Source organism: Acidimangrovimonas sediminis (assembly GCF_002871005.1).
Taxonomy (GTDB): Bacteria; Pseudomonadota; Alphaproteobacteria; order Rhodobacterales; family Rhodobacteraceae; genus Acidimangrovimonas; species Acidimangrovimonas sediminis.
This window is the reverse complement of sequence record NZ_PHSN01000049.1, coordinates 1-26,281: the sequence shown is the minus strand read 5'-3', so window position 1 is coordinate 26,281 and position 26,281 is coordinate 1. Positions and strand designations below refer to the sequence as shown.

The window sequence follows — 26,281 nt, the reverse complement described above, 5'->3', positions numbered from 1 at the left end:
ATCCTGCCGAGAAAATTCTACTTCCGCATCCCCTTAAGATCGGGGGGGATTACCGGACGATTGCAGAATTCGATGATCCTGCTGTGACCGAGATGCAAGTCCGACGAATACCAGTGGGCCATTTAGCTCACCTCTTGAGTTGCGCCTCCGTGGCCTCGCGCCCCTGCGGATCAGTGGACGACTGGGAGCCGTTGCAGGGCTTCGGCGCGCTCCAGCATACGAATGACAGTTCGGAGATTTGGGTAAAGACCTTGGGTGAAGGCTACCTCAATAGCCTTCACCACCGCTTCGATTGCGGGGCCAGCTAGTCCCTGTCGTTCCCCGAGGTGAAGTGCAAATTGCTTGAGGTCAGCAAGGCCAGGCAGCCCAAGCGAAACCACTTCGATGCGACTAAGAAAGGGGTCGGGCAAGGATGAGGTATCGTTGGCCGTCATGATCCAACTGATCCACGACATGTCGAAGCGCACCTGATAATAAGGGCATTCCCATTCCTTGGCGGTCGCGCGTTCGAGAAGGGGCAGCAGTGCTTCAGTCAGACTGCATCTCATTCCACGTGTGGATGTCGCCACTCCGGCCTTCTCGATTTCATCGACGACAATAATCGGGTTGGCCACGAGATGCTGCAGGATGGTTTGGAGCGGCTTTCCAGGGAAAGCTGACCCCCACCCACGCTGAGAGCCAACGACGCCGAACGAGGCCTGTTCGCCACTGGCCTCGACTGTTCTCAAAGGCACTGCCAACACCTCGCTGACCCTTCGCGCCCATACGCTCTTACCAATGCCCGGCGGTCCGTGAAGCAACAGCGGGGGCAAACGAAACCCCGTCTCCCCGCGGTGCGCTGACCTCCGCATCGCATGCCAAAGATGAGCGGTCGCGGCTTGCATCCAGGGCATTGCGGAATGCAGGCTTGCTGCTATCTCGTCAGCCTGCGCCTCCGAGGTTATGGGCGCCAGGCGCACCCCATCACGCAAGCGCCTTAGAGCCTCCCGATCCTCACGACGAAGGTGTCCCAGACCTGACGCCGCTTCTCGCCGTTCAACAACGTTCTCCGCCCTGCGCCGAATGCGTTTGCCCTCTGCCGGGGTGATCCGGACTGCCGGGGAAGGGACCTCCCATTCAATCCCTTCGTCTTCATCCTCTGAGCCGGGAGGCGGGGACGGAAGTTTCGCCGTCCGCAACTCCTGCAAGTGGGTGATCAAGCGGCGTTCGATCGCGTGACTGCTTTCGTTGCCGTCGAAGAAGCGGGCGTAGATGAAGGAGATCTTGGTCATTCCGGTTTTCCATGAAAATGGGGCGGACGCATTCCGCTCTCGCTGACCACTCAGGCGTGGAACTGCGGCGCTGGCGAAACCTGCCTCAGGCGCTGCGCGGGTGGAGATACTTGGGCGAGGTGACCTTGCGCCAATCGATCCCTTCGAACAGGGCCTCGAACTGGGCTTTGGTCATCGTCACGCGGCCTTCCGAAAGCTTCGGCCAGTAGAAGCCGTTGCCCTCGATGCGTTTGTAGATCAGCACGAGGCCGGTCCCGTCCCACATCAGGACCTTGATCTTGTCGCGCCCCTTGGAGCGGAACACGAAGAAGGCCCCGGAAAACGGATCGAGATCGAAGTTCTGGGCGATGTAATTGGCCAGCCCGTCCATGCCTTTCCGGAAGTCGACAGGCTTTGTGGCCAGGTAGATCCGGTACTTGCTCGAAGGATCGATCATGACGCGTGCCCCGCGACACGGATCAGCTTGAGCAGATCGGCCTCGGCGATGTCGAGCGGGAATTCGAGCGACAGCGCCCCGATGTGGAGCCGCCCCACGGTCGCCCCGGCCGCGGCGGAGGTCTGCGGGGCTTTCGGCGTATCGCCCACGCTGATCTCGGCAAAGGCCGGTTCTGCCACGGAAATACGTTCGCCACGCGCGCGGCGCGCGGCAACACCCCATTTCCGGACAAGGCATTCGTGCGCGCCAAGCTCCGCAGCTATGTCGCCAGGCGCTTCACCGTCTTCCACCATTCGCCGCACCGCCTCTCGCTTGAGGGCGTTTGGCCAGATGTTCTTGCCGGCCGAATTGGTCGTGATAGTGAAGCCCCACACCTCGCGGTCTGACATCTTCGCCTCCTGTGCTCATGTGGAGCTACAGGTATCACGGCAGCCAAATGCCTGGGCAGGGGGCAAAATGTGGGCCACATGCAACGCTTACACTCGTTCTCGCAGGAGCACCGCTGGTTCGAGGATTTCGCCGCCTTCTGTGCCTTCCTCGGCGTCGATGCCGCCCGGGGCACGCGCCTGACGCGGACGCTGCCAGGCGGTGGAAATCTGATCCTCGGCTGGGCGACGGGTGAGGCCCGTTTCTTGGAGCCGGTCGCCCAATGAGCGGCGACGACTGGACCGATCTCCAGAACGACGCGATCGTAGCGGATTACTTCGCCATGCTCGGCAACGAACTGGCGGGGCGTCCCTACAACAAGGCTGCCCACAACCGCGCCCTGCAGGAAGCGACTGGGCGAACCAAAGGCTCGATCGAGTTCAAGCACCAGAACATCTCGGCGGTCCTGGTCGGGCTGGGCGAAACTTGGATCCAGGGCTACAAGCCAGCCTTCAACTTCCAGACGTCGCTGATCGATGCAGTGGCACGATGGCTTCAGAACCATCGAGGCTGGTTGGCGCGCGTCCCCCCTTCCCCACCCCCGGGCCTGGCGGAACCCAGGCCGATCTGGATCGGCGTGGCGCCCACAATGCGTAATGCGCCGCCTCCGAAGGAACTCGAGCAGATGCAGGCTGTGGCCCGTAGGTTCGACGTCGCCGCCCGCGACGAGCGGAACCGGGCGCTCGGCCAGGCTGGAGAGGCGCATGTCTACCATCACGAGCGGTCGATCCTGATGGGTGCCGGACGGGAGGACCTCGCGAAGCGCATCGAATGGGTCTCGCGCGACCGCGGCGATGGAGCCGGCTTCGACATCGCCAGCTTCGCGCCCGACGGCGCCCGGCGCCTGATCGAGGTGAAGACGACGAACGGCTGGGATAGGACGCCCTTCCACATCTCTCGAAACGAATTGGCGGTCGCCGACGAACGCCGGGAGAGCTGGATCCTGTTCCGCCTCTACAACTTCTCGCGTGAGCCTCGCGCCTTCGAACTTCGTCCTCCTCTCGACGCCCACGTCTCGCTGACGCCGACGACATTTCAGGCGGGCTTCCGCTGAGAAGAGACAAGCCGAACCTACGATCTTCCGGCGCGCGTTGTGCCATGGAGCGCCGGAGGCTGACCGAAGTTAATCATAAGGGGACGGATCGACAGAGGTAGCCGAGATGAGAAAACTACCAAGCAGCTTCACCGACATCCTTGATCGCGATTACCGGTGGCCCAAGAAAGGCGACCGGCTGCTGCGGCGATCGGATGACTGGAACCTTGGCGTCGGCTTCACATCCCACCCGATTTCCAAGCACGCCCTGCTTTGGGATGGTTACCTGTCCGCTGCCGACGGGTTGGTTCAGATGTGCTTGTCCGAAGGATACGGGCACGAGAGGCACACCGTCATCTATCCGATCCTCTTCAACTATCGGCACGGTTTGGAACTCGCCATGAAGTGGGTGGTCCTCATGTATGGTGGGACAGGCATTTCCGGGGTGCAGGTTGGCCACAACCTATGGCAGCTTTGGAAAGAATGTCGCAGGATTATCGAAGAAACCGGCCCGACCGAAAAGGACGTCGACGATGCTGTCGAACAGGTGATCAAGGATTACCACGAGCTCGACAAATCTGGGGTGAATCTTCGGTATGGCTGGGGAAAAGACGGTCATGAAATCAAGCTACCGGATCGCATGATAGACCTTGAGAATTTGCGAGATGTCATGGAGGGCATTGCCAACTATTTTGGCGGTCTCGACGGCTGGCTTGATGATCAGCGCTCCACTGTCCGCTGAACCAGGTCCATGATCTCCTCAGGTCTTCCGCTCGACCTCGGCCCTCTCCCGCGCCGCAGTCAGCTTCGCCAAAACCTCGTCCGCCACTTCGGGGACCAGCGCGGCGTATTTCTCGATGATGTTCGCGGCATGACGTAGCCCCCACCCCATGGTGACGGCGATCTCGTTGAGAGAGCAGCCGGCCCGAAGTAGTTCCGTCGCCGCCGTTCCGCGCATGTCGTAGAGCCGGAGCTCGTCGCGAACGCGGATCATTGCGGGGTTCCCCTCCGCCATCGTGTTCACCCTCTCCTTCAGATCGCGAACGATCTGGGATGCACGCTCCGGCGTCAGGCGCCGACCCGTCAGAGAGACAACGAGATATTCCTGATCCTCCGGCGTCTCGTCGATCAAGCGTCCCAAGGCGGGCGTGACCGGTATGCTGACCGGCTTCGTGGTCTTGGTGCGCCGGAAGTAGAGACGGCGCCCCAGTCGCGTATTCTGGACATGTTCGCGTGTGAGGATGCCGATGTCCTGTGGCGTCAGGCCGCCTTCCGACGCAGCGACGACAACGCGCTTCTCCCGTTCGCAGGCAACGTCGAGCAACGCACGTTGCTCATCCGGCAACCAGATGATGTCGGAGCGGTCCGACCGATACAGCCGTTCGACGTCGAAATGATGATGGATCGAAAGAGCCGCCACATTGGCCTTCGTCCAGTTGAGGAAGCGGGTCACGACGCTCGTAGCGTAATCGAATTGCCTCGGCGAATGCGCCCACTGGTTCTTCCACTCTCCGATCTCGTCGAGAGATTCCGGTTCCTCGAATATCTTGATGGGCTCGTTGCCGAATTCCTCCCCGAATGAATCGAGGTATTTCTTGTAGTCTTGGCGCGTCCGCGGCTTCAGCTGCGTGAAGTGCGGGGACTTCCGGTAGCGCGTCATCACAGCCGCCGTCGAGTCTCGGTTCGTCGAGACGCCCCGTGGAGAAGCTCCTCGAATGGCATCGTTGTAGGCGAGAAAATATTCGGGCTGCGGCGGGGCGAAAGACATTGCCGAATTCCAAAAGCATGGGCCACCCCGGAACGCATAGTGGTAATGGCGAATGGTCCCGTCGCTCAGCCGCTTCCGAACACGATGCACCCCTTGTATATCAGGCTTGACCACGGCGCGCCCTCCTTTGAGCGACCAGGCTCGCGGGAGCCGCCGGCGCATTCATCCCTTGGGCGGCATCGAGCCGCTCGCGGACATGCTTGGGATCGTAGATATTGCTACGCCCCGGAACAGTCTTGATCCCCAACTTCGCGCACCATGAGCGGAATCCGCTGGTGACACCGCCGAACTTTATCGCGGCGGCCAGTTCTTCTCCGGTCATCAACATGAGGGGCACCCCATTCAGAACGGGAAATTCGATGCCTGGGATTTGTGGAATACTGCTCATTTTCGGGTCTTTTCGGGCTTTCGGTTCTTCTCGTCGCGATAACATGCGTACGATGCATTCGAGGCAGGAAGAAAAAGCAGGGAAATTGAGAAGATTTCTGACAACCAATTGATTAGGAAAGAAAGAAATCCATCATTTCGGTCCAGAGGGCGGACGCGCCAACCTCAGTGTGGCAACGGAGAGATTGTCGGCGCGCTCTCTCGCGAGAAGTTCAAGCCCGCGATCCTCTGTCCCGCCTCTCTACCTACGCGCCCCCCCCGTGGCAGGCGCCAGGACCGGCCCATACCTCATCGCGAGGTCGGCCAGACGAGCGCCGTGCCAGTCGACGGCAGCGAAGATATCCCGAGGGCCTCCGCCTTCGCGCGATAGCTCGTCGACGCGTGCGATGGAGAGGTTCTCGAGGCAGCCGAGAACTTCCGTGAGCGCCCGCTTCAGGATCTCGGGGTCAGGGAAGGCCCTATCGGCCTCTCCAATCAGCGTTTCAGTCTGATCCAAGGCGTGCCCATCGTCCGCCAGCGAAACGACCTCGTGGAGGCCCAAACCATGTCGGCGAACATGCTTGGCAACCTCAATCACCGCCCGCTCCCGGATTTCATCGCGCCGCGTGGTCCAAGTGGCCTGATCACTTCTGCTCATTCAGAGCTCCTTCGACGAGCAGCCCGCGACCCCTGCCGCGCGTCCGATCTCTGTCGTCGTCAAGAACTGCCGGCGAAGGCCGGCAGCGTAGGTGTGTCGTCAGATCAGGCGACCTCGAGGAGGCGCACGGCCTCGGGCTCGGCGGCGAGCACCTTCTCGAGGGCCGCGCGGAGGCCGTCGGTCAGGAGGCACACCTCCTCGACCACCGGATCTGCAGGATCGATCCGCGCGAAGAAACCGGCTTCCGGGCGGCGCTCGTCGTGAACATGCTCCAGCGTGAGAATGCCGAGCAGGTCGCGAATGGCGAGCCACGTCGCGCGCGCGATCCTCGTCGTATCGTTGTGAAGGCGATCGGCGATCGTTTCGACGAGGCGAACACCGCGTTGTCCAGCCAGCAAGCCCGCAGCGTCGCGCAGGCCGTTCAGGTGGTTGGACATGAAGATGCGCAACGGATCGCCATGATCCGCGTCCGCACGAGCGGAAGCGCGAGGTGAGATTTCGCGAAGATACATTTGAACTCCTTGGAAGGGCCGGGCAATCGCGCCCGGGTCAAGATCTCGCTCCGCCATTCCCACGATGGGCCCAACCGTCCGATCCGACCCCAGGCAAAAAGGTATGATCGTACGGCTGGGGTTGGGGTTCCTCCTCTCAGTCTTTGGTCTGGTCCAGGACCTTCTCGAACGCGCGCTGGCCGATCCGGCGGCGCGTCACGAAAATCGTGACGCCGGATCGGCAAGTGCAGCTTCGATCTCTTCGCCTGCGTCGCGCAGCGCGCGTAGCGCCTCTTCCTCGGCGGCGTGGACGGCGATTTTCTCGTGACCGCTCATCGCACCGTAAATCTTCGGCAGGCATTCGAGCGCGATCATCCAACACAGATCCTCAATGCCGTAAGGTTCGCCTGAAGGCCTAAGGAACGTTTTCCGAATGCCGAATGCGTGCATAATCGGTGGCAGCCCGGGATAGATCACCCAGACGGTTTGCCGGCGGGCTGGGCCGGACAGAATGCTGAACTGGACAAGTTCTGGCTTCGGGGCGAATGCCATCAGGAGGCTCCTTCCGTAGATGAATGTTCGCCAGGACATTGCCGCGGGGCATCCTGCAAATACCCCTGGAGATATCGCGGATTTCGTCATTTCGACGATTGCACCGGCGGTGCGGCACGACCAGCGCGCCGCCGGTGCAATCTTCGGGGGCACTCCTGGGGGAGAGCGTCGAGAGGGGGCGCCCCCTCTCGACCCCGCACGGCGTGCGAGCAGGTGGGGGGCTCGTGGGGGGAGGAGTGCGGAACGACGCTCCCCCCGCGGCGCGAGGGTGTCCAGAGGGAAGTGCGGAACGATCCCTCTGGTCCCGCGGAAGGCGGCCTGAGAGGGTGCAGGGAGAGGCGGCGGGCGCTCTCCCTGCCCGGGTGTCCAGAGGGGGTGGAGCCTCCCTCGGTCCCGCCGAAGGCGCCCTCGGAGAGCCGCGCGTATTGAGCCCCGGAGGGGCGGCTCGCACTACGCATAGTCGGTCCCTATGAGTATTGCCCGCCTCCTCGCGGGCCGCCCCAAGGCTGCATCGCTGGTCCGTCTTCTGGGTCGCCTCGGCGCTTTTTGGGACGCCGGACCGCTTTCCCTATTTCCGCTCCACCTCAACGGCGAAAGGTGGAACGAGGATGAAAGGTTATCAGTACGCTCACGTTGAAACTTATGCCGTCAAACCGGCCAATCCAAATGGGCCAGGCGGAGGGCAGAAGCGCCGAAACGGCGACCGGAAGTGGTCAGCGTCGGATGTCATGAAAGAGGCAGAACGAGAGGCGTTGGCATCGCAGCATGTTGCGGAGGGCGGACCGCCGCCCGAGCTTCTGGCCGGGGATGTAGACAGTTTCGCTGAGTTGCGCGAGGCGCACAGTAAGGCCGCCTCCAAGACGGAGAGCTATGTCCGGACCCAGAGGGATGGGACGAAGAAGAAGATCCGCAGGAAGCTGCGGAGCGATGCCCCAACGCTCTACACCTGCGTCGTCTCGCTACCGGTCCTCACCGTCGATGCGCTGCGCGAACCCGAGCTGCGCGAAGACTGCCACCGCATCATCCGGGCTGCCATGGACCATGAACGTGCGCGGATCGAGGCTGCCGGCGGCAAGATGATGCTCGGCGTGATCCACTGGGATGAGGAGCACGTTCATGCCCACTTCTACGCGATCGATCCAGAGCGCGGTCGGGTCAATCATCTGCACCCCGGTCATGCTGCCAAGGAGGCCGAGGTGGCAAGGCTGCGGGACAAGGGGTCAAAGCAAGAGATCAACCGCGCCGGGAACAGGGCCTATTGCGATGCGATGCGCCGGTGGCAGGACGACTTTCACAGGAACGTCTTCGATGAGGCGGGTCTGCTGAGGTTGGGTCCGAAGGCCCGACGACTGACCCGGGCCGAGTATAATCGGCAGAAGGAAGCGAAGGCGCAGGAGGCGAAGGATCGCAAGCGCCAGAAGGAGCTCGCGGCCACCAATGCGGAACTCGATGCCAAGAACGCGGCCCTGGCCCAATCCCTGGCCGCCGAACTCGAACGGCGTGAACGGTTGGACCAGAGGGAGGCTGGTCTCAAAGTCAAAGAGGGAGACATCATCGAGCGCTGGCACAAGGCGAAGGTGGACAAGCAGGTCGCGACCACCGCCAAGGTCGAGGCGGTGCGGGCCAAGGCCGAAGCGGAGGCCTACAAGAACGCTGTTGAAATCGGCAGCGACGCCGTCTTGACGCGGCAGATCGAGTACCGGGAGGCTACGGAGGATCGGCGCGAAGGCCTCGGGTTCGGGCCGAACCGCCCCGCAACCAAAGCGGCGCGTGAGACGCTGAAGGCCGCTGTGCAGCCGGCCTACGACTACATCCTGGGCTTTGCCAGGAGGGTCGCTGGCGTCTGGAAACAGGAAGACCGGCAGAAGCGGAAAGAGGCTGAGCACCGTCGCCAAGCGCGCGTCCTGCGGGCCGCGGAGGAGCGCGCCGGACGCAAGCCGGATCCCGTCCTTGGCGACATCGCCGAGGGCCGCGATCCGGACTACGGGCCCGAGGATTTCCCGGGCGCGTGGGCGGTGGAAGTCGGGACGCCGGTGGAGAAGGTCCTCGCCCGACTTCGAGGCATTCCCAACCTCGGCCTGCGCGCATGCCATCGGGCGACAACGGACGCGGTGCTGATCTGCGAGGACCGCCCTGATCTTCGGGGAGATTTTGAGCGCGGCATCTTCGTACTGGAGGACGCGGCAAAGCGGAGAGGTTTCGACATCGACACCGGGCGCCACGACCCATCCAAGGCAACAGATCCGGCAGAGGCCAGCCGATACACCGACCAACTGCCCGATCAGATCGCCATCACGCGACGGAATGGCGCTCGAGAGCGCACAAGGCGGTGACCTCAGTTCATCGGCAGATCAGCGGTTTCGGGGTCGTCATTCTTTTCGGAGCCGCGTCCCGCCTTGCCGCGGCCCTTCGCTTTATCTTCCGCTTCGGGCACGTCGCCGTCTTCCTTCTTTCCCCGGCCCAGGAGCGCGAAAAGTTCGCTCCGCTCTTCGAGGCGAGCCTTGAGCGCGTCCAGTTCTCGGGTCCGCTCCGCAAGTTCGGCCTCGAGTTTCTTGATGCGTTCCTCTCCGGCCTCGGCGCGGACAACTGCCGCCTCGAGCTTCTCTTCGATCTGGAACAGCGCTTCTTCGGTTTCCAACAGTTGTCGACGGTGATCTTCGTCTTTCGCCGCTTGAGCCTGACGAACATCTCGGAGATCAGCGTCGGCCTTTTCCCGGGCGACCATCCAGATCTCTTTCATGAACTGGTCACCGGTCTGGCGAAGTTGATCAGGCATCTCCGGCATCGTGGCGAGCAGCGACTGCGTGGTCAGCAGTCGGGCCCTGACCCGTTTGACCGACGGGTTGAGTTCACGGAACGATCCGCCGAGTTCGTCCTTGACCTCTTCCTGGGTGGGGAAAGCCCCATCGTGTGCCTCTTGATACGCCAGAATCATCGCCTCGACACGGCGGTCCAGCTTGAGCTCTTTTTCATTCCACGGGGTGTTCTTTTCGTCTTTCGGCATGACCTGCCTCCTGTCTTGGTAATGGTAATGGTCGGTATCGTCATTACCTGCCATTACCGCCCCGGAACGGGACGGCAGGAAGTACATGGGAGGGTTGCCCTCGGCCCGGAAAAGAAATCATTGGCGCGAAGTGATTGAACACGGCAATCTGGCTTCACGGCACCTGGGTCACGGGATACTTGTGGATCGTCTTGCCGTAATGATCTGATATTGCGAAAGAAAAGAGATGGCGTCGCTGAAGACAAGTGTAATCGAATACCTGTTTGATAAATATTGGGACGCTGATCGCGGCATCCTGACTAAGAGCCTGATGAGTCTCGATGACGTCGCGCAGGCGATCCGGGAATGCAATGCGATGAGCGGGGCCTCGCTCAGCGATAGAAACCCCGCAAACTTTCTGAAGGATCTACAACGGGGAGCCAACGCTTCAAAAAACTGGCCTGCTCCAGTCGCAGCCAAGGGATTTACGGCCATTCAACGAACCGGCGAAGGGGAGTGTTTCGAGTTCATCCCCTATCGGCCTGGGCAGACAGAACCGTTCCCGGACGACTTTAAGGTCCGCGATGATGCACCTCGGTTTCCCGTCCAATCGATCAGCATCCCGCTCGTAACCAAGTCGCTCGGGCGATCCGATGAAACCTGGCTGATCCAAACGGCAATCAATCTGCGTGTCGTCGAGACGCATTTTTCCGTGGCGCCAGCCTTTCCCTTGCTCGAGCTCGCGCACCTGCAGATGGGCATAAAGCTTCGCTCGACCGAGATCGATGCGCTGTTCCTCGGGAAGGCCGGCGACGAAAAGAACCCACAACCGATCTTGGTGACCTGCGAGGCGAAGCAGGCCAAGGATCCTCTCATTCCGAGCCAGATCATAAATCAGGTGCAGGCAGCCTTCGCCGAAGCCGATGCCAGCATCATGACGGTGATCCCTATTGGTCTTCGGACGGTCAAGGGCGTAGGCTTCTACCTGACAGAGTTTGAGGCGGTGAAACGCGACGAGGCCGCGAAACTCGAAGAGCTGACTTTAGCCAGCGACGCCATCTACGAACTCCGCCCCTCTGTTAAGGGCATCTGATGCCTCGATCTCATGTTGTTTGCGCTTCTTGGCGCCGCTCTTCTTGTCACGCCTGCCGATAGGGTTCGCGACCCCGAAGTGGGCGGCAGCTTCCTTGTTGCCCATCTTCAGCAACGCTTCGTCACCGAGCTCGAGGGCCTTCGATGGACGGGTGGGCCGGACGCCGAGTGACGAAATGATAGAACTCGCCACCGCACGTGCCAACGGCGGGGGAACCGCATTGCCGATTTGCCTGGCCCCATGCCACTTGGTTGCGTTGAAGCGGAACCAGTCGGGAAATCCATGGAGGCGCGCCATCTCGCGCACGGTTATGCATCGATCATAGGCGTAGTGGATCGGTCTCGGGCTGGTGAATGCCCCACGGGCTGAATCAGTGCCGGCACGAAGCGTATTTGACACTCCGTCCGCCGGCAGTTTGAAGAAGCGCGAAATCGGCTCCACTCGACCCTGATTGGTTTCGCGAAAACGACGTCTGGAGATTTCCGTATGTTCCGTACGCGCGCTTGAGGTGAGCTTGCCAGAATCCCATTCACGGGGATGTCCGAACCCCCAAGCGTCGTTGCCCTGTCCGCGCAATGGCTCCGCATATTTGCTGGGCTTGTCGAAGGTAGAAGTCGCAACTTCATCGGAGGAACGGAGCTCCGGAAAATCTTCCGCGTCCGGTAGGTCGTTCAGAGCATCTTCGCAAGTCGGACGCTTCGACACGACAGCCGGGTAGACCGGCAAATCGAAACCATGTTTCGCGCCCATCAGGATCAATCGTTGGCGATCTTGGGGGACACCGTAATCCGCGGCATTCAGAACACGCCAGTCTCTCTGTACGGCGTAGCCGAGGGCCTCGAATTCCTCGATCAACTCAAATAGGAACTTGCGGTGTTTCCCGACGGTCAGCCCCTTGACGTTTTCAAAGACGAAACAAGTGGCATCCAGTTCCTTCACGATCCGGACGAAGTCCTTCACGAGCGAGTTCCGCGGGTCATCGAGCGCACGATGCCCGATAAGCGAGAAGCCCTGGCAGGGCGCGCCGCCGAACACGACGTCCACGACCCGATCTCCGATGCCCGCGGCTTCCCGGATGTCTTCGGCGGTCACGTCGGTCACGGATCTCGGGATGACCGCGCACTTCGGGAAGTTATATTTGTGAACCGCCGCATGAACCGGATCGATCTCGACAGCGGCAACGACATCAAAGCCAGCCTGCTCAAAGCCAAGGCTCATGCCGCCCGCGCCTGAAAACAGATCGACTCCGATTGGTCTTGCCATGCCCCTATCCTCCTTTTTTCTCAACATATCGCGCACCCAACGGTTAGACCAGCGAAATAGGGCGCTCGAGAAAATCGACGACGCGCCCCACTGCCGCCTCGAGATCGCGCAACTCGCATTGCCAAACGACCAGCGGCTCCCAGCCAGCCTCGCGCAAAGCTGTTACCGCCTTCCTATCACGTTCCCTGTTTGTTTCAATCTTCGGCAGCCAGTATTCTGGCCGGGATTTCGGCAGCCTGCCCCAACGACAGCCATGGCCATGCCAGAAGCAACCGTGGACGAAGATCACCTTCCGTCGCGCAGGAAACACCAAATCAGGAGTACCAGGCAGGTCGCGACGATGGAGCCGGTAGCGATAGCCAAGACGGTGGAGCGCTCGCCGCAGGGCGAGCTCAGGCTTCGTGTCTTTCTGCCCTACCTTCGACATGATGAAGGAACGGCGCTCCGGCGTCACATGATCGACCATCCGCAAACCATACCCTGTGCAGCAAGAGAGAAAAGGGCGACTTCGCGTCGGCAGGGCGGTTTACACTTCCGCGGTAAGTCATTGATTTCGAGCAGAGAGATCCGAGTTCAGTTTACAAAAAAACCAAGTAAAATCAACGGACATGCACGGATTGCAAATCCGTGTAGACCGGTTCGATTCCGGTACTCGCCTCCATTACTTTCAAGCACTTAGCAATCTGTGTCGTCATAGGGTATCACTCCCGGTATCAGATTCGCGTTCTGGTCTCGTTCTGTTCACGTGCGCTTTTTGTGCGCCTGACGCGCGCGCATGATTTGCCGAGCCAGCCAGCGCATATTCGCTGCCATGCGACGCGATGACCTCGCCCACACCGGCGCAGAACTCAGACGATGTCAACTCGGCCTGGTGCCGGGCCTGACGCCCAAGATCGCATTCATAGCCAGGGGACCGCTTCGCGCCCCTGCGCACCAAAACCGCCAGACGTTCGAAGACCATCTCCGTCAAGGACGCGCTCGACAGTTCATCCCTGTCGATCAATAGAAATAATTTTGAAACAAATGCGAAAAATCATGGCTCCGCTGCCCGATGCGAAACCGGAGCGGATGCAGAACCTGATGTGAACCGGCGCAGACCTCTAGCGTCAGCCTCCGGCCGTCAAAGGATGACCGGCCCGATCTCCACCTCCGACGCCCGCATCGGGAGACGATTCTGATCGCCACGGCGCCCCTGCCGCGGACGCATGTCAGGAGGGGTCGGAGCCGATCACATGCCTCAGACGCTCAAGCACAAGCGCGTCGATCCGCTCGAACCCGGCAACGTGGGAATCGCGGCGGGCATGGAACTCCGAGCGATCCATGGGGCCGGCATCCAGAGGCAGCGCAGCCGATGGATCGCCAAGGGCCTCGGCCAACTCGACCAATGCCGCGGCCAGCCCCTCCACGTCACCCGGGGCCACCAGGCGCCCGAGGCCTGCCGTCACGTGAGGGATGTTGTAGCTCGCGTATCCCGCGATCAGCGCACCGGCGCGCAGCGCCTCGACGATCGGCTTGCAGAACCCCTCATGGTAAGATGGAATCGCGAAGATCGAAGTCTCTCCGAGGAGCTGGTCGCGGGCCTTGTTCGGGATCTCTCCCAGATAGGAGACGTCGGCCGTCGTTTCACGGACGCGGGCCTTGACGTGCGTGAGGTAGTCCGGATCCGAATAGTTCTCGTTCCCGGCCAGCCTCAGGCGCATCCGCACCCGGCTGCGTGAAGCGGCGGCCTCGAAGGCGTCGAGCAGTTCCAGAACCCCCTTGGACTGGACGAAACGGCCGAGATACAGCACCTCGACCGGCTCCTGCCCGGATGGGAGCGCTCCAAGTGCGGGACTGTCCACCGTGAGCGGAATGACATGCGCCCCCGGATACGCGACCCCAAGCTCCAGCAGCGCGTCGATGTTGGTCTGGCTCACCGCCCAGACTTCCTGACTCTGGCGCACGTGCAGGATCTGTTCGAGCGACTTCTCGATCAGCGGCGCCGCCTTGGCGGGAAGGAAGCGCGCCGGCGTGACATTGTGGAAACGCGTCACCAGCTTCGCGTGTCCGTTGCCAATGAACATCGCATTGTTCATCTCGTTGTAGACGGCGAATTCGAAGATCAGGACGTCGGCCGCCAGATAGGCCTCGTCCTGCAAAAGTCCTAGAACGCCATCGACTCGGCGGACCGGAATTTCCGGCATGTTGCTGTGCCCGACGACAAGCGTCGCCTCGTAATCCGGCGCGGCGTCGATGATCTGCCAAAGCTCGATCGCCTCTTGCGAGGTCGCGTCGTGCCTGGACAGCACCGGGATGAAGACGACCACACGATAAGGAGGGCGCCCCTGCTTCACCGCATCCATCACGCCGATTGCCTTTCCTGGACACGCCGATCATGCCGCAGCTCGGCGTCGATCAGACCCCGTGCAACCCCCTGCGCCATGACGCGGGCCGAGAAATGGGTTTCATAGCGCGCACGCCCGGCTCGACCCATCCGGCCGCGCAGATCCGCATCGTCGATAAGACGCTCGACGCAGGTCTTCAGCGTCTCGGTGTCACCGGGCTCCGCAAGCAGCCCGGTCTCGCCGTCGGCAACCACTTCCGGCATACCGCCTGCCCTGCACGCGATAACGGGTTTTGCATACATCATCGCCTCGACCAGCATCAGGCCGAAGCTTTCGTAACGCGAAGGCGTGACCACCAGATCGCTTGCCGCATAGAAGCCGCGCAGAACGTCGTCGGCCACGCCGCCATGGAACCGGATCCTCGACGCCACCTCGGGTGCAAGGCCTTCTGCCTCGAAGCGTTCGCGGATCGGTGGGCCGTCGGCAAAGGGGGCCCGATCCTCGCCCACGATGTCGAGCACGACATTCGGCCGTGCGGCCAGCACTTCGGGTGCGATCGCAAGCAGCGTGTCTATGCCCTTGCGCGGTTCCAGCCGCCCCACGAACAGCATGCGCAGCGCTCCTTCGGGCAGAGCTTCTGGAGGCGTCGCCGGCAACTCGCCCCAGTCCATCATCCCATGCGGCTGCACGACGAGACGTCCGTCCTCGGGCGACAACCCGTGCGCGGCAGACAGATCCGCAACGATCGCGTTACTGTTGGCGATCACGGCATCGGCGGTCATCAGCAACCGGCGTTCCCCGGCGACGACCGGCGGCGCGAAGTTGTCCAGCCAGTCCTTGTCGAATGCCCCGCGCGGATTGCTGTCGATGTAGGATTTCAGCGATGTGTGCAGGCTGACGGCGACGGCGGGCATCCCCTCCCCCGCCAGAAGGGCGATCGGCTCGACATCCCAGATCGGGCCAGAAACGGCATGCACCCGGCGCCGCCGCGCCAACATCTCCACCTCTCGCCGGATCCTGGTTGCGGGACGGGCGATCTCTCCCGGAAGGTCCGAGATGTCCTTGTCGATTGCGTCGGTCGGACGGGTGGCGACACGATGGACCCAGACGCCATCCTCGAAATCTATGGTGTCGGGGCCATCCGTGCGGGTGATGACGTGGATCTCGTGCCCAAGATCGGCGAGCCCGCGGGCCAACTCATGCGTGTAACGGGCGATACCGCCAACGTTGCCGGGCGGATACTCGCGGCTCAGGAGGCACCAGCAGCGCGGATCGGGCTGATGGCCGGGCCTGGTCTCGAATGGCAGCAGCGGCGGGGGCGCAAGGTGAAAATCGCCATGACGCGGCGGATCCTGCACACGAAGCAGCGCGTCACGCGTGGCGTTTCGCGCCTGCTCCAACAGGCCATCCATGATGGAGGGATCAAGCTTGCCCTTCTCGATCGCCTTCCTCACCTCGCCCTCAAGGCCTCGCTCATAATCATGCTGGTTCTCCATGATCTGCTCGAGCGAGTAGTAGTCCAGGCCGTAGCGGACGCTGTAGTAGAGCTTGTTCTTGAGGATCGGATACCAGTTGGTGACGACACGCTCGCTGTTGCGTAGGGCCGATGGCAGATACTTGTGATGCACGAAGGCGCCGTGCAGCTGCATGACCTTCCAGCCTGCATCGACCAGCCGCACCGTGACATCGGTCTCGTCCAGGAAGTATTCGTATTCCTCGTCGAAACCACCGGCCTCGAGCAGTGCACGCCTCCTGAACGAGCTGTTGGCCCCCAGCAGATGGGGAAAGTTCGCGGAATAGGGAAAGCACAGCTCAGGCGCCGCGCGCTGCCAGCTGAGATCCGCGATGCCCATACGGTTGATCGTGCCGAAGCGATATTGCAGGGAATACCCGTCGGGATTGAAAACGAAACCGCCCGCGGCCCCGACGCACTCGTCATCGTAGACAGCCGCCAACCGGGCAAGCCAGTCTGCCTCGGGGAAGGCGTCATCATCGAGAAAGGCCACGACCTCCCCCGTCGACAGCGCAATCCCGAGATTGCGTGACACCGACAGGTTGCGTTCGGCATTGTGGGCGACCTTGATCCGATCCCCCCAGCGTTGCAGAACCTCTGAGATACCGTCCTCGGTCGGGCCACGGACGACCACGACCTCGAAAACCGGATAGGTCTGATGCTGCAGACACCCTAGCACGCGGTCCAGCGTCGCTGCGCGGCCGTCCGTGCAGATCACAACGGAGACCGGCAGGGTAGAAGACTCAGGCTTCATGTTCATGCGCAGTCCACGCTCAGGCGCCGGGCCGCGACGCGATGATCTCGAACTCGAAACCGTCGCCGTGTGGCCGCCCTTTCTCGATCACCTCCACGTTCTCGAACCCGCAGGCGCGCAGGTCCCCGACCAGCGCATCGGGCGCAAGAAGGTTACGGGGGCAGCTTCCACCGGGGGCCCCGAACAGAGCCTTGCGAAAATCTTCATAGCTGATGCGCCCCGCGCCCGCAGACGCGACCATCGCCTCGCCGTCCAGACAACGTGCCATGAGGGTTCCACCGGGCGCCAGAAGACCGAACCAGTGGGGGAGAAACCGCTCGACAAGGTCCTCGTGCGGGAACTTCTCCAACACGTGGACAAGGCGGATTTCCGTCACGCTGTCCGCATCGAACGGCAGTGCGTCGAGCGGTCCCGCGACATCCACGCCTGATGTGGCCTTGGCATCCACGTTGACGTAGCCGTCCAGTGGCGCGCCTCCACCCCCCAGGTTCAGCCGGATCTTTCCGCTCTGCCGTGCGGTTTCGACTTTTTCAACATCGCGCACGACGGCTTGCGACGTGCCCTGACGCCAGTTCGCATCGGAAGGCATGGCGGCCGGCACTCCGGCAATCTCGCAGCGCAGCTTCTCTACCTGAGCCCTTGTCTCGGCCAATTCATGCGAAAGGGCATCGAGACGGTGCAGATCCCGATCGCGATCCTGCTGCCCGGTGGACAGCCTGCGGTCGAATTCGGCCATCCTGTTGGCGAGAGCGGGAACCGTGCCGACGGCATTGAGAAATGCCGGAAGATGCTGAGCCAGCACCGAGTCGCCCTTGCCCGTGGGGGCACTTGCGGGCGCCACGCTTTCGCTCGCCCTCGAAAGGTAGCTGCCGTGCAGTGACCGGATCTCATCGCGCAATTGCCGAACGCGATCGTCATTGCGCGGTAGCCGAAAGAATGCCTCGACGAGATGAAGGACATACCCGAGTACCGGGATCCTGTAGATATCCTGCTTCTTGATCTTTGCCACGGCCCACCATTGAATTTTTGATCTTCACGCGCTTCATCTTCACGCGCCTCGCGGATTATCGGACACACCCACTACACCCGAAACTTTCCGCAAACACACCCCAATAAGGAACCAGTCTCGTTCAGGGGTCCTAAATTCTCCGGCCTCCGCATATTTCCCGAAACCGCACCAACCCTGCCCAATTCCTCGGAAATTGCCGCGAGACCACTCGCAATCCTATTCTCTATCGTCTGCCTTTCCCAAGATGCCCAACGCCGCAAGCAGGCTCCCACTGCTGTGCAACAGGCCCGAATGACCTTCTGAGAAAACACTTTCTAGGGTATCCGAGTTCCCGGAAGCCCGCAACTCGCCGCCGCGCAACTCCAGCGGCAGAATCCGGGGGCTCGCGGCGATACCCTCCCCCATGCCGGCAAGATGAGGTTCAAGCCGCGCGGCCGTCGCGCCGGTCGCGCAAAGCACGGTGTCGCAGACGGAGATCACCGCGCGGTCCCTGCGACCCTCTCCGACGAAATCCCGCAATTCCGCGTCATCTGGTTCGTCCAGCAGAAAGGCGATCTCGGTGCCGGCCGCCGCCATCGCCGAAAGCCGCGGCACCATCTGTTGAAGCGAGCCCCCGGAAATATCGGGTCCGACGAAAACATCGCCGCGGTAATTGTCGATGACCGCATCGTCACACCAGTCGGCGGGAATGCCCAACAATTCACACGAGAATTTCCGCGCATATCTATATCTGCAAAGTCGCGTGTCCGCATAGACCGGCTGGATCCGCCAGTGTCGGGGAGGATGCCGCAGCAAATCGCCAATCATGTCACGGATCGCGGGAAGCACATTGCCCTGCGCCCCGCCCACGTCGATCAGAAGCTGACGCCCACGTGCGCCCGGCGCGAACGTGTCCGCGATCGCTTGCGCAAGCGTGTCGTCGCGCGCTTCGTCGGCAGGCATCGCTGCCAGCAACGCAGTCAGATCCTGCATTGCCGGACCGCGACGCGCGTAGAAATCCTCGATCACGTCGTGATAGGCCCGTGCACAGATCTCCGGTGCGTGGTCCGCCTCGATCCTGGCTCGCGCTGCGGCGCCAAGCCTCTCGCGCAGTTCGGAATCCCCGACCAGACGGTCGATCGCCGCGGCGAGGTCGTGCGCTCCGAACCCGTCCGGGATCTGGTGAACCGTTCCCGGGTCGAGATCCGCGAAACTGCCGTGCGCGTTCACGATCGTGGCAAGGCCATAGGCCTGGCAGTCAAGGACCGCGCCGGAACTCTCACCGCGCGAAGCGCTGCGAAGCTGTACCGCGAGATCCGCGGCCGAGAGATAGTCGCGGTAATCTTCTGGCGAGGTCCAGCCGTTGATCGTGACCCGCGCGCCCAGCTCCGCCTCCCCCGCCCGCCTCAGGACCGCGGCCCCGGTCTCCCCGCCGTCGCCCACGAACACGAGCCGCACCTTGGCATTCTTTCCCGCGGCGCTTTGCGCGAAGGCATCGACCAGTTCGACGACAAGCTTCTTGAACGACATGTAGCCGAAGCTGCAGATCAGGATCTCGTCCTCCGCCACCCCCAGCCGAGCCCGCGCCTCGTCCCGGAGCGCCGTGCTTACCTCGGGCAGCTTCCTCAGGTGCGGGACCAGAGCCCAGTCGGCGACCGTTTCGGGTGCGTAGGTTTCGCGGGCCAGCGCGCGCGCATGCTCGGAATGCACGATGACCCCCATGGCCGGCGCCGCGGCACGCTGGTTCGCCGGCCAATTGGTCACCGCGCGATGCCTGCCCTCGGCCTCGCCGACGCCCGCGAAACGGTCCAGCAGCGCGACATAGCCGTGGCCGTCACGGAGCACGCGCGAGAACTCCTCGCTGCCAAGCTGGTTGGCAATGCCCGACAGGTAGAAGTCGTGGATCACCGAGACACCCGGGATGTCTGCCAGAAGATCGAACATGTAGCCGTGAAAATGCGAGTTCCCGAACTGAAAGACGACCCGGTCGTAGGCCTCCGGGTGGGCGCGAAGCCAGGTTTCGTCCCGCACGGGGAACCCGGAAAGGCCGGCATCCCGGGCGACCTCGGGCTGATCGACGACAAGCGTGATCTCGTAATGCGCCGCGAGGGCGGGCAACAACTCGGCGCTGTAATAGGCGATGCCGCTGCGCTCGGGCGGCAGAGGCGACACGAAGGCAAGCCGTGGCTTGCCCGCGGCCCGGGGCTTGGCGGCAGCGGGCGATGCGGCCTCTTCCACCATCCTGCGCACCGCGGCCAGCGCCAGACGCGCGCTTTCGTTCCAATCGAACCGCGCCGCCTGCGCCGGGGCGAAACCGCGCAGATCCTCGCGAAAGCCGTCGTCGGTCAGCACCTTCTCGATCATCTGCGCCATCTCCGGCACTGATGCAGGATCGAACAGCGCATCAGCGCGCCCGATCACCTCGGGAACACTCGACACTCCGGCCCCGATCACCGGCGCGCCGCAGCGCATCGCCTCGAGCGCCGGCAGCCCGAATCCCTCGTAGAGGCTCGGAAAGACGAACGCCTTGCAGTCGTTGTAGAGGGTGACGAGGGTGTCGTCGCTGACGAACCCCGTCAGCACCACGGCCCCTTCCGCAAGCCCCGCCTCCCGGGCATGACGCAGCAGCGTCTCCTTCTCCCCCGGACCGGCCTGGCACACGATCGCCAGCTGGTGGTCTGCGACGATCGCCTCCGGAAGGGCGGCGAAAGCCGAGATCAGAGCCGGGATGTTCTTCCGCTGGTCAATACCACCGGTATACATCAGGAACGGGCGGGTCAGGCCAAACTCCTGCCCCAGGGCCGCACGCGCACTTTCGCTCACCGGGCGGGTGGCGAACATCGGGTCAACGTCCGAAGAGATATTGACGACCCGAGCGGCGTCGATCCCCAGATGCGTGATCCCGTCCTGTGCCGAGCAGTCCGAGATCGCCAGAAGGCAGCCGACCCGCCGCAGATCCTCGATCTTGCCCGCATACCACTCCCTGACCTGCGGATCCCTGAGGTAGATTTCGGGGAAGAGGTGCGGGATCAGGTCATGAAGCAGAACGGCGGTCGGCGTTGCACCCACCGCGGTCACGCCGTCGTCGTCGCCCCCCTCGAAGAAGCTGGTGACCACGACCGCGTCGGCACCGCAGTCGCGGATCGCCGCCTCGCGGATCGCCACCGCCGCCTGGCGCCGGTCTTCGGCCCCGCGGCGACCGGCAGGCGCGGCAGCGGTCCAGAACCGCACCTCCGCCTCGGGAAACTCCGCCTCGAACTCGCGCCTCAGATGGTCATTCTCCTTGCCGATCATGCCATTGAAAAGCAGCACGAACGCGTCGTCCGGCGCATTTCGCATCATTGCCTTCACGAGGGCCCGAGAAGATCGGCCGATCCCGCGGTTCGCACTCATGCCGGATTGAAGCGACTGAAGATCTACGACGATACGCATGGAAGACTTAGTTACCCTTCGAACCGGGGGCGCGACGCGCCAGGATCCGCCGCCGCGCAAGATCTGCCCCGGCGCTGAGGTTCTTTCCCTGCTCATGACCCTGCTGCGCCGGATCGGAGCGCGCCGCGGTAGACGGGGAACGCACGGCGGAACGGAGGTTCAGATAGTCCGAACTTTCCATCCACTTGCGGAAAGGACTATGTGGGCGGCCGTCCGAATGCACGACCAGCGAACGAAACATGCCCCGGGGCTTGCCGCTGGCGTGGAACAGCAGACGGCGCAGCGCCTTCTTCGGCTTTCCGCTCCGGCGAAAGAACAGCCGGATCCACAGCGGCTTGCGGGACCATTCCAGCGTTTCCAACATTCCCCTGAAGGGAAGGAGCTCCTCCTCCAGACGCCGTTGCAGGTGCTTGACCGCCCATTGCTGAGTCCGCTGAAGGTCGGACAGCTGTGCGCTCGTTTCCCGCTGCAAGATGTCGATGCGCGCACCAATGGCCTCGACGCCGGCGCGTCCCTCGGAGCACAGCTCTGCCCGCATCGTGGCGGCCGCCTTGGCGAGACTTGCTTGCAGGGTGCCCTCGGTCTCGGCAAGCCGCTCGTGCAGCACAGTCTCGGTCTCGGCCAGCCGGGCCGCCTCGTCAGCAAGACGCGCCTCCGCCTCGAGCGCTCGGCGTTCGTGACTGATGTCATCGGCAAGCCGGAACTGGTCGTAGACGTTCGGGGGCGCCTGGAAGGCGTCCTTCAGGGCGCCATGCTCCCGGGCGACGTAATAGCGGTTCAGCCCGTCGAACCAGACGAAATCGTACCCCGCGTCGAGGATCAGCGGATCCCAGCCGGAATAATTCTGCTCGGGGCTCATGGGGATCGTCGCCTCGGCCACCACGATCCAGGGGCGCCATCGGGTCCAATCCGCGCCGCGGATCACCTTCTCCTCCAGCCCCTCGACGTCGATCTTCAGGAAATGGATCGGCTGCCCCTCGGGCACGTGTTCGGCGCAGATCTCGGCGAGCGTAAGCATCGGGACGCGCAGAATGTCGTCGGTCCAGCCGATATCGGTCGCACGCTTGGCGATGTCGGCATCCAGGGTGGACAGCCCCGACTCCTCGATCTTGTGGAACGCGACCTCGCCGGACTCGTCCGACACAGCCACCGCGAGGTTCAGGTCATGGGGACGGCGACGTTCAAGCTCTGCAAAGAATGGTGGGCTCGGCTCAAGGTTGATGCCATGCCAGCCATGTTCGTAGAACAGTCGCGTCACTGTCATCTCGTCGGGCGAATGGGCACCGACATCAATGTAGAAGCCCTTCTTGACGTCCTTCAATGCACGCCAAAGCATGACATCTTCGAAGTTCTGTGCGTAGGAGATCACCGTCACCACGGGCCCTCACCCAATGGCGCCGGCAGCCCGCACGGTGGAAACCACGCACCTGCCCCGCTCCGAGGCCGAAAAAGGCCGCCCCGAGCCTCGGGGCAGATAGCTTGGCCATGCATCCTTGCAGCCATCGGGTGTCCGCTCCGAGGTACGGTGATATCAAATTTCTGCGCGAGATCGCCCTAAATCGTTACCTCGGTGCGCAACGCACACGCAACCTGCCGCGGGATATCGGCCCTCCCCGGCGACCCATATCGGCGGATCGTTGCAAAGCTGCCACCCGACGGCGCGCGAAGCCGACAGACAGCTCTCATCCTATGGGTGAAAATATGACTTCAAGATATTGATTTAAGGGAACTTCACAAGCCTCTCCCATAGAGTTTCGCGAACGAAGTCCGATGGCGGGCGACCGCCTTCCTCCGGGTCGGCGTCGGCACGACTTCGCCGGCGAAACCGCGCCCGGCCTAGTCCAGGACGGCGCGGCGCAGGTCTGCCGCCACATCGCTCCAGGACCGGAGCTTCGTCGCCGCGATCCTGTCCTCCAGTTCGGTTCGCCGGACCGGATCCGAACACAGCCGCCACACCGCGCCGGCGATGCTCTCGATCGACGCGGGGTCGCAATATTCGACGAGGTCGCCACCCACCTCGGGCAGCGCCCCCGTCGTGCCCACGACAGAGGTCTTGCCATAGGACAGCGCCTCGCCCACCGGTAGCCCCCAGCCCTCGTAGAGGCTGGCCATCACCGAGAACTGGCAGTGGCGGTAGAGGTAGTCGAGCTCACGGTCGGTGGGGCCCTCGACGACCCGCACCCAACCGTAGAGGTTGCCGGTCCCCGCGAGGATGTCGTCGAAGTCGGACCGCATCCACCCCCTGCGCCCGGCGAAGACAAGCCGCGGCACGTCGTAATGCCCCGCCTCGAGCAGCTTCTTCCATGCCGCGATGGTCCGCCATGTGTTCTTGCGTGCCTCGATCGTGCCGACGCAAAGGACATAGGGCACCGACACCGTCTGCCGGATATCGGCCCGGATGCCGACCGTCTGCGAAAGGTACGGATAGGCCTCGGCCTTGATCTTGCGCGACAGCGGGCCGTCCTGCCGCTCCCATGGGGCAAGCGCGGTCTGCGGCACCCCGGCCTGCGCCAGCGGCACCACGCCCACCACCTTGTCGATGCCGTAGGCGTCAAGGAAATAGCGCAGGTCGTTTCCGGTCGACTGCGAGTTGGCGATGTACCTGGAAGTATAGGCCGCCGAACCGAGCAACCAGTCGTGGAAGATCTCGGAGAACGAGACATCGACGGTGTCGGGCGAGACCAGCGGGATCAGGTCGTGCACGAAGGTATGGACGATCAGCCCCGCCTCCTTCGCCGCAAGGAACGCCTCGGCATGGCGCGGCGCCCAGCTCGAGTCCAGCAGAAGCAGGTGATCGCCCGGCTTTGCCACCTCGCTCAACGGCACGCTCTCGATCGGCGGCTCCGGCTTTTCGCCGGGAGTTTTCATGCCGCGTGCCTCGCGCCACATGTCGACGGTCAGATTATAGCGGCGGAACGGACGCTCCCGTCCCAACTGCGCCGCAAGATCCAGCCGGGTCTGGTGATACCAGAGCTTGCCCGGGCGCGCCTTGTACCGATCGAATGCTTCGAGCTGCACCTTGCATTTGCGCGCGGGGAAGAACCGTGCCCTCAGTGCGCGAGGCGACAGGAACGCGTCTCTTCCAAGCTGTTCATAGGGAAAGCACATGTACTTTCCGGTGCGCCGGTCGACATAGGCCAGCAACACGTCGTCGCCGGGCGCCAGTTCAACGAACTCCGCAAGCAGGCTCACGATCACCCGCTGGATGCCGGAATAGTGCTCGGTCCGCTCGACATAGTCGAGGATCGCCGAGATGTCGAAGACGAACCTCTCGCTGGAGCTTGCGGTCTGCATCGGCTCGTTCCCCACGCCCCATTTACTTCCTTCAAGGCCAGTTACCCCAAGCGCGCCCGGCGCTTCAAGGGTCACAAGGGCCACGCGCCGCTCTGTGCAGGTCCTGCCACCTGTGTTGCACCGCTTTCCGCCGACGCGCCAGAAATCTCCGCGCCCGAAGGTGCCCCCCTCCCACGCGGACCGGGCGGACCCGGGCGGATTTTCACCGCCCTCTTCCGCGGGCCGCCTGCGCCCGCCCCAGCGTTCTTGCCCAGTTACCGGCCGGATGATAGGCACGCGGGAAATACGGACCCGGCACCGACATGACTGAAATCGTCTACGACCTGACCGAAGTCTTCCTCGCCTCGACGGGAAAGCTGCGATATTACGGCATCCTACGGGTGGTCGCCGAGATCGGCGCCGGGCTGCGCCGGCTCGACCCCTCGATCCGCTATTGCGTCTATTCCTACGCGCTCGACGATTTCGTCGAGGTGTTTCCCGAGCTCCACTCTGACGGACAGGTCGACCTGAAGGTGCCCCAGGGCGTCAAGCAGCTGCGGCTGCGCCAGAAATACTACACCCCCAATCCGCTGCGCGACCTGCTGCTGGTGCCGTTGCGCCGGATCGCCCGCAAGCGCAACCTCAAGGCCTGGGACGAGGCCGGCCTTGCGGACATGCCGCGCATCGACCTGCAGGGGCGGATCCTCGTCTCCTGTGGGCGCCCCAAGCTGATGGCCGACCAGTTCGCCTCGCTCGACCGAAAGGGCGTCCATGTCACCTTCATCCCGCTGCTGCACGACATGATCCCGCTGCACGAGCACTTCAATCACAAGCGCAAGTCGTTCAAGGGCAACTTCATCCACGACAACCGCAACGTCCTCTCGCGCGCCCGGCTGGTCCTGTCCAACTCCGCCTTCACCCGTGACGAGATCATCTCCTTCGGCCAGAGCGGCCACCTGCCGACCCCGCCCGAGGTGATCCCGATCCCGCTGGTGCACGAATGCCCTGAGGGCACCGAACCGGCCGAGGGCGAGGTGCCGCAGGAACCTTTCCTGATGGCGGTCGGTGCCTCGATCGGGCGCAAGAACCTCGACGTCGTCTTCGCCGCGATGGCGCGGCTCGCCGGCGAGGGGAAGCCCGTGCCGCTCCTGATCCTTGCCGGCGCACCGCGCGACAGCGTCCGCAAGTACCTCGAGGACGAGCGGTTCGCGGCGATCCGCGACCGGGTGATCTTCCGCAAGAACCCCAACCAGACCGATCTTGTCGCGCTCTACCGCGGCGCACTCGCGCTGGTGATTGCCAGCCGGATGGAGGGCTGGGGCCTCCCCGCGGGCGAGGCGCTGTGGCTGGGAACCCCCGCGATCTGTTCCACCGCGCCGGTCTTCCGCGAGGTCTGCGGCGATCTCGGCCTCTATTTCGACCCGGACGACCCCGAGGCGCTGGCCGGCATCGTGAACCGCCTGATGACCGATACCGCCTACCGCGACGACCTCAGGGCCCGGATCGCCGCGGCACATGACACGCTCAGGGACTGGATGGACGTCTCGCGCGACGTCCTCGCGGCAATCGCGCCGGTGGCCAAGGCAGGCTGACGGCGGGTCACCCCTCCGCTCAACGCCCCGTAGCGCGCGTTTCGACGCCCCTCCTCCTCCCTGAA

Annotated in this window: 23 protein-coding genes and 1 tRNA gene; 7 read left to right on the top strand and 17 right to left on the bottom strand. The window is 63.1% G+C overall.

Annotated features, from left to right (window positions below; all coding sequences use genetic code 11):
- Nucleotides 1-170: 170 nt before the first annotated feature.
- The 3 genes from CVV76_RS23670 to CVV76_RS25070 form a co-directional block, all read right to left on the bottom strand.
- Complete coding sequence (locus CVV76_RS23670; protein ID WP_102227152.1) at nt 171-1,271, bottom strand: AAA family ATPase; 1,101 nt, start codon at nt 1,269-1,271, stop codon at nt 171-173.
- 85 nt (nt 1,272-1,356) lie between these two features.
- Nucleotides 1,357-1,707 (bottom strand): IS66 family insertion sequence element accessory protein TnpB, encoded by a 351-nt coding sequence (gene tnpB, locus CVV76_RS25075; RefSeq protein ID WP_158243240.1) that lies wholly within the window; start codon nt 1,705-1,707, stop codon nt 1,357-1,359.
- A complete protein-coding gene (locus CVV76_RS25070; protein WP_158243239.1) occupies nt 1,704-2,096 on the bottom strand; it encodes a hypothetical protein in 393 nt (130 codons plus the stop codon). Before CVV76_RS25070 ends, tnpB begins: the two co-directional genes overlap by 4 nt.
- Nucleotides 2,097-2,174: 78 nt before the next feature.
- On the opposite strand from CVV76_RS25070, the gene CVV76_RS23660 reads away from it, so the two are divergent.
- The 3 genes from CVV76_RS23660 (at nt 2,175) to CVV76_RS23650 (ending at nt 3,908) form a co-directional block, all read left to right on the top strand.
- Nucleotides 2,175-2,360, top strand: a complete 186-nt coding sequence (locus tag CVV76_RS23660; protein WP_146010381.1) for a DUF6946 family protein — start codon at nt 2,175-2,177, stop codon at nt 2,358-2,360.
- Nucleotides 2,357-3,187, top strand: coding sequence for a DUF3883 domain-containing protein (locus tag CVV76_RS23655; RefSeq protein ID WP_102227149.1), 831 nt, complete (start codon nt 2,357-2,359; stop codon nt 3,185-3,187). The genes CVV76_RS23660 and CVV76_RS23655 overlap by 4 nt, the downstream gene beginning before the upstream one ends.
- Nucleotides 3,188-3,293: 106 nt before the next feature.
- Nucleotides 3,294-3,908, top strand: coding sequence for a hypothetical protein (locus CVV76_RS23650; protein WP_102227148.1), 615 nt, complete (start codon nt 3,294-3,296; stop codon nt 3,906-3,908).
- An 18-nt stretch (nt 3,909-3,926) separates the two neighbouring features.
- On the opposite strand, the gene CVV76_RS23645 is transcribed toward CVV76_RS23650, so the two are convergent.
- The 5 genes from CVV76_RS23645 to CVV76_RS24825 all read right to left on the bottom strand — a co-directional run bounded on the left by CVV76_RS23645 (nt 3,927) and on the right by CVV76_RS24825 (nt 7,001).
- Nucleotides 3,927-5,048: a tyrosine-type recombinase/integrase gene (locus CVV76_RS23645; protein ID WP_158243238.1), complete on the bottom strand. Its 1,122-nt coding sequence runs from the start codon at nt 5,046-5,048 to the stop codon at nt 3,927-3,929.
- Nucleotides 5,035-5,322 (bottom strand): hypothetical protein, encoded by a 288-nt coding sequence (locus CVV76_RS24830; protein ID WP_146010380.1) that lies wholly within the window; start codon nt 5,320-5,322, stop codon nt 5,035-5,037. Before CVV76_RS24830 ends, CVV76_RS23645 begins: the two co-directional genes overlap by 14 nt.
- Before the next feature lie 240 nt (nt 5,323-5,562).
- A complete protein-coding gene (locus CVV76_RS23640; protein ID WP_102227146.1) occupies nt 5,563-5,958 on the bottom strand; it encodes a hypothetical protein in 396 nt (131 codons plus the stop codon).
- A gap of 104 nt (nt 5,959-6,062) precedes the next feature.
- Nucleotides 6,063-6,470 (bottom strand): hypothetical protein, encoded by a 408-nt coding sequence (locus CVV76_RS23635; protein ID WP_102227145.1) that lies wholly within the window; start codon nt 6,468-6,470, stop codon nt 6,063-6,065.
- A gap of 195 nt (nt 6,471-6,665) precedes the next feature.
- On the bottom strand, nt 6,666-7,001 hold the full coding sequence (locus tag CVV76_RS24825; protein WP_146010379.1) for a hypothetical protein: 336 nt from the start codon (nt 6,999-7,001) through the stop codon (nt 6,666-6,668).
- A gap of 608 nt (nt 7,002-7,609) precedes the next feature.
- Here CVV76_RS24825 and CVV76_RS23630 point away from each other — a divergent pair.
- On the top strand, nt 7,610-9,334 hold the full coding sequence (locus CVV76_RS23630; protein WP_146010378.1) for a hypothetical protein: 1,725 nt from the start codon (nt 7,610-7,612) through the stop codon (nt 9,332-9,334).
- 2 nt (nt 9,335-9,336) lie between these two features.
- Here the strand turns inward: CVV76_RS23630 and CVV76_RS23625 are convergent, their stop codons facing one another.
- Nucleotides 9,337-10,005 (bottom strand): DNA-binding protein, encoded by a 669-nt coding sequence (locus CVV76_RS23625; RefSeq protein WP_102227143.1) that lies wholly within the window; start codon nt 10,003-10,005, stop codon nt 9,337-9,339.
- A gap of 226 nt (nt 10,006-10,231) precedes the next feature.
- Between CVV76_RS23625 and CVV76_RS23620 the strand changes: the two genes are divergently transcribed.
- The gene (locus tag CVV76_RS23620; protein ID WP_233193133.1) at nt 10,232-11,077 is read left to right on the top strand and encodes a hypothetical protein; all 846 of its coding nucleotides are present in this window, start codon (nt 10,232-10,234) and stop codon (nt 11,075-11,077) included.
- Here CVV76_RS23620 and CVV76_RS23615 read toward each other — a convergent pair.
- The gene (locus tag CVV76_RS23615; protein ID WP_199178701.1) at nt 11,027-12,340 is read right to left on the bottom strand and encodes a DNA cytosine methyltransferase; all 1,314 of its coding nucleotides are present in this window, start codon (nt 12,338-12,340) and stop codon (nt 11,027-11,029) included. The two genes, CVV76_RS23620 and CVV76_RS23615, sit on opposite strands and share 51 nt — an antisense overlap.
- Nucleotides 12,341-12,383: 43 nt before the next feature.
- Nucleotides 12,384-12,806 (bottom strand): very short patch repair endonuclease, encoded by a 423-nt coding sequence (locus tag CVV76_RS23610; protein WP_102227141.1) that lies wholly within the window; start codon nt 12,804-12,806, stop codon nt 12,384-12,386.
- Between the two features lie 54 nt (nt 12,807-12,860).
- On the opposite strand from CVV76_RS23610, the gene CVV76_RS25065 reads away from it, so the two are divergent.
- Nucleotides 12,861-13,001 (top strand) — tRNA-Cys (locus CVV76_RS25065).
- 547 nt (nt 13,002-13,548) lie between these two features.
- Here the strand turns inward: CVV76_RS25065 and CVV76_RS23605 are convergent.
- The 6 genes from CVV76_RS23605 to CVV76_RS23580 all read right to left on the bottom strand — a co-directional run bounded on the left by CVV76_RS23605 (nt 13,549) and on the right by CVV76_RS23580 (nt 24,645).
- Nucleotides 13,549-14,682, bottom strand: a complete 1,134-nt coding sequence (locus tag CVV76_RS23605; protein WP_102227140.1) for a glycosyltransferase — start codon at nt 14,680-14,682, stop codon at nt 13,549-13,551.
- Nucleotides 14,682-16,937, bottom strand: a complete 2,256-nt coding sequence (locus CVV76_RS23600) for a glycosyltransferase (RefSeq protein WP_102227139.1) — start codon at nt 16,935-16,937, stop codon at nt 14,682-14,684. Before CVV76_RS23600 ends, CVV76_RS23605 begins: the two co-directional genes overlap by 1 nt.
- 13 nt (nt 16,938-16,950) lie before the next feature.
- The gene (locus CVV76_RS23595) at nt 16,951-17,940 is read right to left on the bottom strand and encodes a class I SAM-dependent methyltransferase (protein ID WP_102227138.1); all 990 of its coding nucleotides are present in this window, start codon (nt 17,938-17,940) and stop codon (nt 16,951-16,953) included.
- A gap of 216 nt (nt 17,941-18,156) precedes the next feature.
- Nucleotides 18,157-21,258 (bottom strand): glycosyltransferase, encoded by a 3,102-nt coding sequence (locus CVV76_RS23590; RefSeq protein ID WP_233193132.1) that lies wholly within the window; start codon nt 21,256-21,258, stop codon nt 18,157-18,159.
- A gap of 100 nt (nt 21,259-21,358) precedes the next feature.
- The gene (locus tag CVV76_RS23585) at nt 21,359-22,726 is read right to left on the bottom strand and encodes an FkbM family methyltransferase (protein ID WP_102227153.1); all 1,368 of its coding nucleotides are present in this window, start codon (nt 22,724-22,726) and stop codon (nt 21,359-21,361) included.
- A gap of 461 nt (nt 22,727-23,187) precedes the next feature.
- Complete coding sequence (locus CVV76_RS23580) at nt 23,188-24,645, bottom strand: glycosyltransferase family 4 protein (protein ID WP_102227136.1); 1,458 nt, start codon at nt 24,643-24,645, stop codon at nt 23,188-23,190.
- Nucleotides 24,646-24,947: 302 nt separating this feature from the next.
- Here CVV76_RS23580 and CVV76_RS23575 point away from each other — a divergent pair, with 302 nt between their 5' ends.
- Entirely contained in the window at nt 24,948-26,216 is a 1,269-nt protein-coding gene (locus CVV76_RS23575; protein ID WP_102227135.1) for a glycosyltransferase family 4 protein, read from the top strand.
- Nucleotides 26,217-26,281: the final 65 nt, after the last annotated feature.